The 12,215-nt window shown below is 67.1% G+C and carries 12 protein-coding genes; 9 read left to right on the top strand and 3 right to left on the bottom strand.

Features of this window, described 5'->3' with window-relative positions:
- The first annotated feature begins 24 nt into the window (after positions 1 to 24).
- The gene (locus tag WJM96_RS13255; RefSeq protein WP_424812965.1) at positions 25 to 1,830 is read left to right on the top strand and encodes a thiamine pyrophosphate-binding protein; all 1,806 of its coding nucleotides are present in this window, start codon (positions 25 to 27) and stop codon (positions 1,828 to 1,830) included.
- 3 nt (positions 1,831 to 1,833) lie between these two features.
- Here WJM96_RS13255 and WJM96_RS13250 read toward each other — a convergent pair whose 3' ends face one another.
- Positions 1,834 to 2,004: a hypothetical protein gene (locus tag WJM96_RS13250; RefSeq protein ID WP_424812964.1), complete on the bottom strand. Its 171-nt coding sequence runs from the start codon at positions 2,002 to 2,004 to the stop codon at positions 1,834 to 1,836.
- A 133-nt stretch (positions 2,005 to 2,137) separates the two neighbouring features.
- Between WJM96_RS13250 and WJM96_RS13245 the strand changes: the two genes are divergently transcribed.
- The 7 genes from WJM96_RS13245 to WJM96_RS13215 all read left to right on the top strand — a co-directional run bounded on the left by WJM96_RS13245 (position 2,138) and on the right by WJM96_RS13215 (position 8,970).
- On the top strand, positions 2,138 to 3,529 hold the full coding sequence (locus WJM96_RS13245; protein WP_424812963.1) for an amidase: 1,392 nt from the start codon (positions 2,138 to 2,140) through the stop codon (positions 3,527 to 3,529).
- A gap of 42 nt (positions 3,530 to 3,571) precedes the next feature.
- Complete coding sequence (locus WJM96_RS13240) at positions 3,572 to 4,288, top strand: GntR family transcriptional regulator (protein WP_424812962.1); 717 nt, start codon at positions 3,572 to 3,574, stop codon at positions 4,286 to 4,288.
- An 85-nt stretch (positions 4,289 to 4,373) separates the two neighbouring features.
- Positions 4,374 to 5,363 (top strand): TRAP transporter substrate-binding protein, encoded by a 990-nt coding sequence (locus WJM96_RS13235; protein ID WP_424812961.1) that lies wholly within the window; start codon positions 4,374 to 4,376, stop codon positions 5,361 to 5,363.
- A gap of 11 nt (positions 5,364 to 5,374) precedes the next feature.
- Positions 5,375 to 5,884, top strand: a complete 510-nt coding sequence (locus WJM96_RS13230; RefSeq protein WP_424812960.1) for a TRAP transporter small permease — start codon at positions 5,375 to 5,377, stop codon at positions 5,882 to 5,884.
- Between the two features lies 1 nt (position 5,885).
- Positions 5,886 to 7,166 (top strand): TRAP transporter large permease, encoded by a 1,281-nt coding sequence (locus WJM96_RS13225; RefSeq protein ID WP_424812959.1) that lies wholly within the window; start codon positions 5,886 to 5,888, stop codon positions 7,164 to 7,166.
- Between the two features lie 9 nt (positions 7,167 to 7,175).
- Positions 7,176 to 8,018: an NAD-dependent epimerase/dehydratase family protein gene (locus WJM96_RS13220; protein ID WP_424812958.1), complete on the top strand. Its 843-nt coding sequence runs from the start codon at positions 7,176 to 7,178 to the stop codon at positions 8,016 to 8,018.
- Positions 8,019 to 8,082: 64 nt separating this feature from the next.
- Positions 8,083 to 8,970 (top strand): DUF72 domain-containing protein, encoded by an 888-nt coding sequence (locus WJM96_RS13215; RefSeq protein ID WP_424812957.1) that lies wholly within the window; start codon positions 8,083 to 8,085, stop codon positions 8,968 to 8,970.
- 12 nt (positions 8,971 to 8,982) lie between these two features.
- Here the strand turns inward: WJM96_RS13215 and WJM96_RS13210 are convergent, their stop codons facing one another.
- Together WJM96_RS13210 and WJM96_RS13205 are read right to left on the bottom strand one after the other, a co-directional pair.
- The gene (locus WJM96_RS13210) at positions 8,983 to 9,288 is read right to left on the bottom strand and encodes a plasmid stabilization protein (protein ID WP_424812956.1); all 306 of its coding nucleotides are present in this window, start codon (positions 9,286 to 9,288) and stop codon (positions 8,983 to 8,985) included.
- Between the two features lie 83 nt (positions 9,289 to 9,371).
- Positions 9,372 to 10,979: an ABC transporter substrate-binding protein gene (locus WJM96_RS13205; protein ID WP_424812955.1), complete on the bottom strand. Its 1,608-nt coding sequence runs from the start codon at positions 10,977 to 10,979 to the stop codon at positions 9,372 to 9,374.
- Positions 10,980 to 11,209: 230 nt separating this feature from the next.
- On the opposite strand from WJM96_RS13205, the gene WJM96_RS13200 reads away from it, so the two are divergent.
- The gene (locus tag WJM96_RS13200; protein WP_424812954.1) at positions 11,210 to 12,049 is read left to right on the top strand and encodes a nitroreductase family protein; all 840 of its coding nucleotides are present in this window, start codon (positions 11,210 to 11,212) and stop codon (positions 12,047 to 12,049) included.
- Positions 12,050 to 12,215: the final 166 nt, after the last annotated feature.

Below are 12,215 nucleotides of genomic sequence, written 5' to 3'. Positions count from 1 at the left end.
CTTCAACGGGAGACAGAACGCCCCATGAATGGCAGCAACAGGCAGGTGCTGATGAACGGCGCCGACATCATCGTGGATCACCTGGTGAAGCAGAAGGTGCCCTATCTCTTCGGCCTCTGCGGCCATGGGATCACCGGCTTCATGGACGCCGCCTTCAAGGCGCAGAACCGCATCAAGACCATCTCCACCCATCATGAGCAGACGGCCGGCCACATGGCCGACGCCTACTACAAGGTGCGCGGCCAGCCGGTCGCGACCTTCACCTCCTGCGGGCCGGGCTCGGCCAACATGGTGATGGCGCTGGCGGCGGCCATGATGGATTCCTCGGCCTTCCTCGCCATCACCGGCAACGTGCCCACGGGGCAGTTCAACCGCGGCCCCTTCCAGGAAACGGGACGGCATTTCCAGGGCGATTTCCCTTCGGTGGTGCGGCCCTATGTGAAGCGTTCCTTCCAGCCGACGCGGGCGGACATGGTGCCGCTCGCGGTCACGCAGGCCTGGGATCTGTTGACCTCCGGTCGCCCTGGCCCCGTGAATCTCGATGTCCCGCTCAATGTTTTCGTCGAGGAGACGAGCGTGAGGGCGCATGGCGCGACAAGCCGCGTCATCAATGGGGCGCCGGGCAACCCGAGGGAGCTTTCGGCGGCGCTCGACCTGCTGCTCGCGGCGAAGCAGCCCGTGATCATCGCTGGGCAGGGGGTGCTGCTCGGCGATGCCTGCGATGCGCTCGTGGGCTTCGCCGAGCTCACCGGCATTCCGGTCGTCACCAGCCCGAACGGCAAAGGGGCGATCCCGGACCGCCATGCCCTGGCCTTCGGCGCGATCGGCCGCAACGGGGCCTATGCGGCCAATGACGCGACGAAAAATGCCGATGTCATCCTGGCCATCGGCTTCTCCTTCGACGACCGCGCGACCAGCGCCTGGCTAGACGGTTACACGCTTTCGGTGCCGCCCTCGCGCCTCATTCAGATCGACATCGACCCCAGCGAGATCGGCCGCAACTACCCGGCCGAGTACGGCATCCTCGGCGACGCGCGGGCGAGCCTGGAATTCCTGGCCGAGGCCGCGCGGGGCCGCCTCAACGGCGGCCGCAGCCTGGCAGGCTGGATCGCGCGGCTGGAGAAGGGAAGGCAGGTCTGGCGCGAATACCAGGACGGCCTCGCCGCCAGCGACCAGATGCCGCTGCGGCCGGAGCGTCTGATGAAGGCGCTCTCCCGTGCCATTCCGGAGAACGCGGTCGTCGCCTCGGATGTGGGCGTGCACCACAACTGGATCATCCAGCTGATGGACACGATGCGGCCGCGCCACCTGATCCACTCTTGGGGCTTCGCGGCGATGGGCTTTGCGACCTCCGGCATCCTGGGCGCCAAGCTTGCGGCGCCCGACCGGCCCTGCGTTGCCGTGGTGGGCGACGGGTCGTTCCTGATGACGCCGCACGCGCTGGCGACGGCTGTGGAGTACGACATCCCGGTTGTCTGGGTGGTGTGGAACAACAACGGGTTCTGCTCGATCCGTGACATCCAGCACGGAATGTTCGGTGGCCGGGAGATGGCAACGGGCTTCGAGATCCAGCGCACCGGCCAGCTCTACAGCCCGGACTTCGCGATGATGGCGAAATCCTATGGCGTGCCCTCGCATCGGGTCACGCATGCCGGCGAGGTCGAGGACGCGATCCAGACGGCGATCCGTGCCAACCGGCCCTACCTGGTGGAAGTGCCTGTGGACCGGGAAATCCGGCCGATCGGCACGGGCTCGTGGGACCTGCCGCCGCTGCCGCATCCCGAGCCCAACTTCCTCAAGGCGCTGGAGGCGCGAGGCATCGCCTTCTGACGGTCAGATCACCGTCAGGAAGCTCACGAACAGCATCGCCGCGATCAGGATGGACATAGCGCGGATGGCGGCCAGCCAGCCGTCGAAGCCGCGCCGTTCTTCCTGAGCGCGGGCGCTCTCGTCGTAATGGCGGGCATAGGCGTTGTTCGCCACGTTAATGAGCGCTTCGCGCATGGTCATCTCCAACGATCTGTTGGGGCGCAACATGAAGCGCCTTCGTCACAGACGGATCACACGCGATGCCTGGATTGTCGCATTTGTCGCGCGGGTGGATGCTTTGTCCTGAAGAAGGAAGGAGCGCCCGCCCATGAGCTACTCGCCCAAGGAATTCCGTGCACTCACCTGGCACGACGCGACGCCCGCCTTTTCAAGCGGCGCCGACTCGCCGCGCGCCTATCTGGAGCGCTGCCTCTCGACCATTGCGGAGCGTGAGCCGGTGGTGCGGGCCTGGGTCACGATCAACGAGACCGGCGCTCGGGAGGCCGCCGATGCCAGTACGCTGCGCTGGAAGGCGGGCCGGCCCCTCTCACCCATCGACGGCATGCCGGTCGGCATCAAGGACCTGCTCGAGACCCGGGACATGCCGACGCAGATGGGCTGCCCGGCCTACCAGGGTAACTTCCCGAAGCGCGACAATGCCGCCGTTTGGGCACTGCGAGAGGCGGGCGCGGTGGTACTGGGCAAGACCGTGACGACGGAGCTCGGCGGCGCGCATCCAGGGCCCACGACCAACCCTTTCAACCCGGCGCATACGCCGGGCGGCTCTTCCTCGGGCTCTGCGGCGGCCGTGGCCGCGCGGATGGTGCCGGTGGCGATCGGCTCGCAGGTCGGCGGCTCCATCATTCGCCCGGCCAGCTACTGCGGTAATTTCGCGCTGAAGCCGACACAGGGCGCCATTAACCGTGGCGAGCGGCAGGCGACGAGCATGAGCACGCACGGTCCGCACGCGGGATCGGCCGAGGATATGTGGCAGGTGGCGATCGAGATCGCGAAGCGAGCGGGTGGCGATCCCGGCCGGTTGGGCCTCTTCGGTCCTTCCACCCTGCCGGAGCCCCGCAAGCCCGCGACGCTCGCCGTGATGGAGGCGGAGGGCTGGGCTCTGCTGGATGGACCAAGCAGAGAGGGATTCGAGCGCCTGGTGGAAGCGCTGCGCGCGCAGGGTGTCGTTGTGCTGCGGCGCGGCGACCATGCACTGCTGGACGCCTTCGAGGATTCCCTGCAGGGCGTGCAGGCGATGACCAATGCCATCACGGGCTGGGAGAACCACTGGAACATCCGCAATCTGATCGCGAGCATGGGTCCCGACGCAGTGAGCGACCGGACGAAGAATGTGCTGGCCGGCGCGGAGAAGATGACGCCCGAGGACTACCGTGTCGCGATTCTCCGGCGCGAGGAGTTGCGCCTACGCCACGCGGCGCTGGCGCCGTTCGTGGACGCCCTGATCGCGCCGGCTTCGCCCGGCCCTGCGCCTGTCTGGGCGGGGGACGTTCCGGGCCAGCCGCTCGTGAGAAGGCCGACCGGCGATGCGGTCTACAACGTCCCGAGCTCCGGCCTGGGCGCGCCGGTCGTCACCGTTCCGCTGATGGCGGTCGGTGGGCTGCCGGTGGGTGTGCAACTCATGGGCCAGCCCCATGCGGACGCCGCTATGACAGCGATCGCGCATTGGATGACGGAAGCAATCGCGCCCGTGGAAGCATGAGGAAACTTTCATTCGTGCAATCCGGCTGCTATTGCAGTTGCCATGTCGGCCGCCGGACAGAATCGCACTGGGATCGCGCTTCTCGCACCAGATGAGGCGGCGCTGTCGCTCGGCGAGCGCGCCTATCGTCAGCTCCGTGAATCCATCGTGCGAGGTGAGCTCCCGCCCGGCCGTAAGATCTCCGAGCGTGGCCTTGCGACTGCGCTCGGCATTTCCGCGCAGCCGGTGCGCGAGGCGCTGCGCCGGTTGGAACAGGATGGAATGGTCGTCACCCTGCCTCGCAGCGGCTCGGTCGTGGCGGAGGTGGCCGGGCAGCTGGGCGAGCTGGGTCGTATCCGCGCGGCGCTGGAGGGCGTGGCTGCCGCCCTCGCTGCGGAACGGCTGGATACCGCGGCCTACGCGACGTTGGGACACCTGCTCCAGCGCATGAAGGCGGGAACCGCCGCAGCTGATCGGGAAGCTCTTGATGAGGCGAATGAGGAGTTCCATGCCCTCATTCATCGCGCCACCGGCAATCCCTTCCTGATCCGTTCGCTCTCCTCACTGCGGGCCTACGACCATCTGGGCCGCCACCGTGCGGTCGGCAGCACGCCGCGGGATCTGCCGAAGGCCTTGCGCGAGCACCAGGGCATCGTCGCCGCGCTTAAGCGCCGGGATCCGGCCCTGGCCGAGGCGCGGATGCGCCATCACATCCTGCGCTCTCTGGTCACCAATGGCGTGCTCCTGCCGCCCCCGCGGGCGCCTCGACGCGACCGTTGACGCCGCCCTTCAGGCGGGAGCAGACTGAATAACTGCTATTGCAGTTTCGGGAAATCAGCCCGCACAGACGGGCAAGGAGACTTCCATGACCCATCTCGTGACCGCCCGTCGCGCGTTGCTGCTCGGTTCGCTCGCCGCCCCCTGGATCGCCGGGCGTGCCTCGGCCCAGACCATCACGCTCCGCTCCGCCGACACCCATCCGGACGGCTATCCGACGGTGGAGGCCGTGAAGTTCATGGGGCGCCTCGTCGAGGAGCGTTCGGGCGGCCGGCTTAAGGTCCAGGTCTTCCATTCTCGCCAGCTCGGCGAGGAACGCGAGACGCTGGAGCAGACACGCTTCGGCGTCATCGACCTCAACCGCGTGAATTTCGGCCCGCTGAACAACCTGGTGCCCGAGACCTTGGTGCCCGGCCTACCCTTCGTCTTCCGGGACGAGGCGCATATGCGGCGCGTGATGGATGGCGCGATCGGCGACGAGATCATCGCGGGTGCGGACCGGCATGGCTTCGTCGGGCTCTGCTACTACGATAGCGGCGCGCGCAGCTTCTATACCCGCGCTCGGGCAGTCCGCACGCCGGACGACATGCGCGGCCTCAAGATCCGCGTGCAGCAATCCGATCTTTGGGTCGCGATCATGCGGGCGGTCGGCGCGAATGCCACCCCGCTGCCGTTCGGCGAGGTCTATTCGGCGCTGCAGACGGGCGTGGTGGACGGCGCGGAGAACAACTGGCCCTCCTATCACTCCACCCGCCATTTCGAGGTGGCCAAGCATTACTCCATCTCCGAGCACTCGATGTCGCCGGAGATCCTGGTGGCTTCCAAGCGCAGCTTCGACCGCTTGCCGCGCGACCTGCAGGCGATCCTGCGCCAAGCCGCGAAGGACAGCGTACCGGAAATGCGCCGCCTCTGGGATGCGCAAACCGCCGCGTCGCGCGCCGCCGTCACGGCCGCCGGCTCGCAGGTGAACGAGGTCGACAAGGAGGCCTTCGCCCGCGCGATGGCACCCGTCTACAGCCAGTTCGCGCGCGACGAGAAGCTGCGCGGGCTGGTCAGCCGCATTCGCGAGAGCGCCTGAGCGTGCCGGTGTTGACCACGGCCCTTGACCGGGCATGTCGCGCGGCGCTGGCCCTGGCCGGTGTCGCCCTCGTAGCCATGGTCGGGATCGTGGGTTGGGCGGTCTTCGGCCGCTTCGTGCTGAACGACACGCCTGCCTGGGCCGAGCAGGTGGCGATGCTCCTGCTCGGATGGGTGATCCTCGGCGCCGCGGCTGCCGGTGTGAGGGAGGGAACGCATATGGGCTTTGACACGCTGCGCGGCGTCATGCCCGCGCCGCTCGCCCGGCTGTGCGAATTGATCTCGGACCTGGTCATCATGGTTTTTGGCATCGGGATGACCTGGTTTGGAACCGAGCTCGCGGCCGGGGTCTGGGACGCGACCCTTCCGACCACGGGTCTGCCCGGCGGCGTGGAGTACATGCCTGTCGTGCTGGGCGGCGGCCTGATCGCACTCTTCGGGCTCGAGCGGTTCGCGGCGGGAATGCGTGGGCTGCCCGCACCTGGTTCCTCGGCCGAGATGCCGCTGGTGAGCGACGCCTGACATGGAAGTCGTGATCCTGATGGGCGCCTTCGGCGCGCTGCTGCTGATCGGCACGCCGGTCGCCTTCGCCTTGGGCGCGGCGGCCCTGGCGACGGTCCTCTACATGGACCTGCCGGCAGTCGTCGTGTTCCAGCAGCTCTCCTCCGGCATGAACGTCTTCTCCATGCTGGCGATTCCCTTCTTCATCTTCGCTGGCGACCTGATGCTGCGCGGTCGCATCGCTGACCGGCTCGTATCGCTGGCGGCCGCGATGGTCGGGCACATGCGGGGCGGTCTTGGCCAGGTGAACATCATCGCCGCCACACTTTTCGGCGGCGTCTCCGGCTCGGCGGTCGCGGATGCGAGCGCGGTGGGCGGGGTGATGATCCCGCAGATGGTCAAGCGCGGCTACGCTCGCGACTACGCGGTGAACGTGACGGCCAACGCGGCGCTGATCGACCTGCTGATCCCGCCCAGCCACAACATGATCCTCTACGTGATCGCCGCTGGTGGCGTGCTCAGCGTGGCGGACCTCTTCACCGCCGGCATCATTCCCGGCCTGCTGCTGATGGTGGCGCTGATGTTTGCCGCCTGGGTCGTGGCGGTGCGCCGGGGCTATCCGCGCGAGGCCTTTCCCGGCTGGTGGGTGCTGGCGCGGCTGTTCGCGGCGGCGCTGCCGGGGCTCATGCTCATCGTCATCATCTTCGCGGGCGTCCGCAGCGGCATCTTCACCGCGACGGAGAGCGCCTGCGTCGCGGTGATCTATGCGCTGCTGGTGACGGTCCTGGTCTATCGTAGCCTCGACCGAGCGGGTTTTCGCGAGGCGGTGCTGGGCGCGGTGCGAACCACGGGCATGGTGATGCTCATCATCGGCACGGCGACGGCCTTCGGCTGGCTGATGGCGCTTCTGCAGGTGCCGGCCGCCACGGTGACGATGATGCGCGGCATCACCGAGGATCCGATCCTGACGCTGCTGCTCATTAACCTGATCCTGCTCGTGCTCGGCACCTTCATGGACATGGCGCCGCTGATCATGATTGGCACGCCCATCTTCCTGCCGGTGGTGAAGGCTTTGGGGATGGACCCGGTGCAATTCGGCATCGTTCTCATCCTTAACCTCGGCATCGGCCTGATCACGCCGCCGGTGGGGCCGGTGCTCTTCGTTGCCTGCGCCGTCGGCAAGGTCTCCATGTGGGAGGCGACGAAGACGAGCCTGCCTTTCTACATGGCAGGTGTTACGGTGCTGTTGCTCGTCACCTACATCCCGGCGCTGTCGCTCTGGCTGCCGCGGCTCTTTCACTAGGGATCATCGATGACCGCACCGACCAAGCCCGTCCTGCTGACGGGCGCCTCCGGCAATCTCGGCCGGCAACTCGCCAAGGGTCTGTCCGCGTTGGGGTGGAAGCTGCGCCTGACCGATATCACGCCCTTCCCGGACCCGTTGCCCGATGGCGCCAGCTTCGTGAAGGCGGATCTCGGCGAGGGGCTGGCCATCGTGCGCCAGGCCGAAGGCTGCGGTGCCATCCTGCATTTCGGCGGCGTCTCCGTGGAGCGCCCTTTCGAGGAGATTCTGGGTCCCAACCTGCGCGGCCTCTATCACATTTATGAGGCGGCGCGCCGCGAAGGCGCGCGCGTGGTCTTCGCCTCCTCCAACCATGCCATCGGCTTTCATGAGCGGCCCCAGGGCAACCAGGACAAGCTCGATTTCGACTGCGAGTTCCGGCCGGACGGCTATTATGGCCTCGCCAAGGCCTATGGCGAGCTCATGGGTCGCATGTATTGGGACAAGCACGGGGTGGAGAATGTGAACCTCCGCATCGGATCCAGCTTCCCCAAGCCCGTGGACCGGCGGATGCTCTCCACCTGGCTATCCTTCGGCGATCTCACGCGCCTCGTGGAGCGCTGCGTGGTCGCGGAGCGGGTGGGACATGCCGTGATCTGGGGCAGCTCCGCCAACCCCTCGAGCTTCTGGGGACGAGATCATCGCGAACGCATCGGCTGGGCGCCGCAGGACAGTTCCGAACCCTTCCGCCCCGAGGTGGAGCACATCACCGCCGACCCCGTGACTGAGCGTTACCAGGGCGGCGGTTATACGCTCATCGAGTATTCCCGCAGCGTACCGTCGCCGCGCAACGCTTTCACGCTCGAGGACTAGCGCCTCCCGGGCGGAGGCGAATAGGGAGTGACGAACGCCGGCCCGCTCGGCGCGTTCCTCTCCCATGACGCATCGACGGGGCGACATTCGCATCGGCATATCGGGTTGGACCTACGCCCCTTGGCGTGGAGTCTTCTACCCGAAAGGGCTCTCGCAGCGACGTGAGTTGGCCTATGCCGCGCAACGATTTGGCGCGATCGAGATCAATGGCACTTTCTACGGCCTCCAGAAGCCCGACGCCTTCGCCCGTTGGCGCGACGAGACGCCGGAAGGCTTCGTCTTCGCGCTGAAGGGGTCGCGGTACATCACGCACATGCGTCGGCTGCGCGACGTGGAGACGCCACTGGCGAACTTCCTGGCCTCCGGCCTGCTTCGCCTGGGACCCAAGCTCGGACCCATTCTTTGGCAGTTCCCCCCACGGCAGGCCTTTGATGCCGAACGCATGGACAGCTTTCTGAGGCTGTTGCCTCGAAGCACGGGTGAGGCAGCTTGTCTGGCGCGTCGCCACGACGCGCGGGTGGAAGGGCGGCAGTGGACCGAGTCCGAAGGCGACATGCCTTTGCGCCATGCCGTCGAGATCCGCCACGATAGCTTCCGCGCTCCTGAATTCATTGCTCTGCTGCGGCAGCATCAAGTCGCGTTGGTCTGTGCCGATACGGTCGAGTGGCCTCGGCTGATGGATATGACGGCGGACTTCGCCTATGTGCGGCTGCACGGTTCTACGAAGCTTTACGAGAGCGGCTACAGCCCTGCGGCGCTGAAGAAGTGGGCCGAGCGCATTCAGAATTGGGCGAGCGGCGGAGAGGCAGAAGGCGAGCACGCCGGTCCGCCCGGGGCCCATCCGCCCAAGACGCGCGACGTCTACGTATTCTTCGATAATGACATCAAGGTGAAGGCGCCCGCGAATGCCGCGGCGCTGCAAAGGCGCCTCGGCATTCGCGATGCGACCTGACTCGGCGCCGCTTCAGGCCGCGTGGCGTTTGCGCGTCGCCGCAGCCTTCTTCGCCGAGGCGGAGCGGGCGCTTGCCGGGCGCGCCGCCGCGGCTTTGCCGCCGGCCTCGCCGCCCTTGTGCGCCGCGGGGTGCCCCGTGTGCTTGCCGCGCCCCGAGCCTCCCTCCTTCTTCCCGCCGCCGTCATCCTTGTTGACGGTGGCCCAAGCCCGCCGCTCGGCCTCCTTCTCCGGAACGCCACGCTTCTCGTAGCCTTCCGCGATGTGGTCTGCCTTGCGTTCCTGCTTGTCGGTGTATTTGGATTTGTCGCCGCGTGGCATGGTGGGGCCTCCTGTGATGCAGCCATGAAAAAACCCCGGGCGATGGCCCGGGGTTTCCACGCGGTGATCGATTTTCCGAACTGTCAGCGTACTTCGACGGTCGTGAGATCCTGGAACCAGGACTGCGCCGAGACGAAGCCATGCACACGCCGGCTCATCGCCCGCGGATTGGTGTCGTGCACGATGTAGAGCCAGGGCGCGCCGTCCACGAGCCGCTCATGCGCGCGCCGCGTTGCGGCCACGATGGCCTCGGGCGTGCGCGCGGTTTCGATCTCCGTCATCGCCGCGTCGAACTCGGCGTCGCGCCAGTGGCCGGAATTGCTGCCGCGGGGCGACGCGTTGGCGCCTAGGAACCAGCGCGCCATCTGGAACGGGTCGGAGGACGTCAGGCTGACATTCGTGGCATCGGCGCCGAGCCACCCGGGTTGCGTCGGCTCCGCGCGCAGCGTGCCGAGCAGCACGTTCCATTCCACCACTTCGAAGTTCACCTGCACGCCGCAATTCTCGCGCAGGTTCTGCTGGATCGCCTCGTTCATCGGAAGCGGCTGCATCTGGCCCGAACCGGAGTTGGAGATCGCGACCTTCAGCCGCAGCGGGCGCTGGGCCGTGTAGCCCGCTTCGGCCAGCAAAGCGCGGCCGCGCTGCACGTCCAGGCGATAGCGGTTCTGCGGATTGCCGAAGAGCGGATTGCTCGCCAAGTAGAAGCCGACGGAAGGCTCCGCGATGCCCTGCAGCATGCCGACCAGGCCTTCCCGATCCAGACAGTAATTCAGCGCCTGACGCACGCGCACGTCAGCCACCGGGCTGTCCGGCCTGCCAGCGGCGAAGGTCCACGGCCAGACATGAGGGTAGGAATTCGTCACGACCTGGAAGTTGGCCGAGCGGAGCGGGCCCATCGCGTCAGGCGGCGGCGCTTCGATCCAGTCCACCTGGCCGGAACGCAGCGCGGCGACGCGCGTGTTGGCATCGGGCACCGGCAGCAGGATCACGCGATTGAGCTTCGCGCGGCGACCCGTGTCCCAGTAGTTGTCGTTGCGAGAGAGTTCCACCGACTGGCGCGGCGAGAATCGCGTGACGCGGAACGGGCCCGTGCCCGCCGGGGCGTTACCCACGCGTGCCCAGTCGCGGCCCGCGGATTCCCATGCGCGCGGCGAGGAAAAGAGGATGTACGGGACGATATAGGGGAAGTAGCTCAGCGGCCGGTCGCTGGTCATCTCGATCGTCATGTCGTCGATCTTGCGATAACCGGCGACGCCAGCCGTGCGCGGCCTCGTCAACGCCGAGCCCTGGGGATCGTAGTTCGGCGCGTCATTGCGGTAGAAGCGGTCGAGGCCCCAGATCGCTGCATCGGCATTCCATGGCGTGCCGTCATGGAAGGTCACGCCCGCACGAAGGCGAAAACGCCAAATTTTCGGATCTGTGGCATCCTGCTCCCAGGATTCCGCGAGGCCGGGGCGGACGCCTGCCAGGACATCGGCGCGCGACAGGTCCCACAGCACCAGGGATTCGAAGACCGGATAGCCGAGGAAGCGCATGCCCTCATAGCCGTTGTTGGGCTGGCCGTTCGTCGTCGGGATATCGGATGCGGTCATGGCGATGCGCAGCGTCCCGGCTTCCTGAGCTCGGGCAGCGCCCGAAATTCCGGCGGCAAGCAGCAAGGCCGCGCCGAAGCGAGTGACGTGATGGATCATGAATTCTCCCGTTGAACCCTGTTGCTCAGCGGATTTCGGCCGCGGACGCCAGGGATACTTACCTCTTCGCTCGCCGATGCCCAGTGCTTTCGTCGCCAGGGATTAGGCCGCGGATTCCGTGACTTGCTGTGCCCGCGCTCACTGGCGCCTCGATCCTGGGCAAGACGGTGCGCTTGCCGCGGTTACGCTGCACCGCCACATTGCAGGCGAGAAGCCAAGGAAGCCTTTAGATGGACATCAACTGCCCGCCCCTCGCCACGAAACCCGAGGCGCTGACGTTGCGCTACGGCGCGGATGCGATCCCCGCCGCCGGTCCTTGGAACGAGCATATCGCCCTGCTTCTCTCTCACCGCTCGGTTCGCGGCTTCCGCCCGGATGCCCTGCCTGAGGGCACGTTGGAGACGATGGTCGCCGCCGCGCAGTCCGCCGCCACAAGCTCCAACATGCAGACCTGGTCCGTCGTCGCCGTGGATGATCCGGCGGTCCGGGCGGAGTTCGCGCGCATCGCGGGCGGACAGAAGCACATCGAGCAATGCCCGCTCTTCCTCCTCTGGCTTGCCGACCTCTCGCGCAACGAGCGGGTTGCTGCTGCCCAGGGCGCGGAGCTGGAGGCGCTGCCCTATCTTGAGACCTTCGTCGTCGCGGCGATCGATGCAGCGTTAGCCGCGCAGAACGCGGTGGTCGCGGCCGAATCGCTGGGCCTTTCGACGGTCTATATCGGTGCCATGCGGAATGACCCGGCTCGCGTCGCCGAGTTGCTCAAGCTCCCGGCGGGGGTCGTGGGCGTGTTCGGGCTGTGTGTGGGATACGCGGCATCCGGTGTCACCAACGAGGTGAAGCCTCGCCTGCCGCAGGAGGCGATCCTGCATCGCGGCACTTATGGCGCTGTCGATGAGCCCGCCATGGTGGCCAGCTATGACGCCAAGCTCGACGGCTTTTCCAGCCGCTACGAGGCCTCGGCCACGACCTGGAGCGGGCGCGTGATCAACCGCATGGGCCGGATCAAAGCCATGGCGGGACGCGACCGCCTCAGCGAGATCCTGAAGGGCCTCGGCTTCCCACTTCGCTGAGGGGCGGTTGGCTGAAACCCTATTGCATGGCATGGGTTGAAGCTTGACTGGAACTGCGTGCCCAAGGCGCGTCGGGAGAGGAGAGATGCTTGCCCTCCGGGATCTCGCGCGGCTGGCCTGTGCTGGCCCTTCTGCTTTGCCCGCCTTTGCTCGCCCCTCGCGCGCA

Source organism: Roseococcus sp. YIM B11640 (assembly GCF_049727625.1).
Lineage (GTDB): Bacteria > Pseudomonadota > Alphaproteobacteria > Acetobacterales > Acetobacteraceae > Roseococcus.
The sequence above is the reverse complement of the archived record's forward strand: the minus strand, read 5'-3'. Positions and strand labels throughout refer to the sequence as shown.

Bases quoted from the DNA above. Each gene is read 5' to 3' on its own strand.
- WJM96_RS13255 (WP_424812965.1), top strand. From the start codon at position 25: ATGAATGGCAGCAACAGGCAGGTGCTGATGAACGGCGCCGACATCATC.
- WJM96_RS13250 (WP_424812964.1), bottom strand. From the start codon at position 2,004: ATGCGCGAAGCGCTCATTAACGTGGCGAACAACGCCTATGCCCGCCAT.
- WJM96_RS13245 (WP_424812963.1), top strand. From the start codon at position 2,138: ATGAGCTACTCGCCCAAGGAATTCCGTGCACTCACCTGGCACGACGCG.
- WJM96_RS13240 (WP_424812962.1), top strand. From the start codon at position 3,572: ATGTCGGCCGCCGGACAGAATCGCACTGGGATCGCGCTTCTCGCACCA.
- WJM96_RS13235 (WP_424812961.1), top strand. From the start codon at position 4,374: ATGACCCATCTCGTGACCGCCCGTCGCGCGTTGCTGCTCGGTTCGCTC.
- WJM96_RS13225 (WP_424812959.1), top strand. From the start codon at position 5,886: ATGGAAGTCGTGATCCTGATGGGCGCCTTCGGCGCGCTGCTGCTGATC.
- WJM96_RS13220 (WP_424812958.1), top strand. From the start codon at position 7,176: ATGACCGCACCGACCAAGCCCGTCCTGCTGACGGGCGCCTCCGGCAAT.
- WJM96_RS13215 (WP_424812957.1), top strand. From the start codon at position 8,083: ATGACGCATCGACGGGGCGACATTCGCATCGGCATATCGGGTTGGACC.
- WJM96_RS13210 (WP_424812956.1), bottom strand. From the start codon at position 9,288: ATGCCACGCGGCGACAAATCCAAATACACCGACAAGCAGGAACGCAAG.
- WJM96_RS13205 (WP_424812955.1), bottom strand. From the start codon at position 10,979: ATGATCCATCACGTCACTCGCTTCGGCGCGGCCTTGCTGCTTGCCGCC.
- WJM96_RS13200 (WP_424812954.1), top strand. From the start codon at position 11,210: ATGGACATCAACTGCCCGCCCCTCGCCACGAAACCCGAGGCGCTGACG.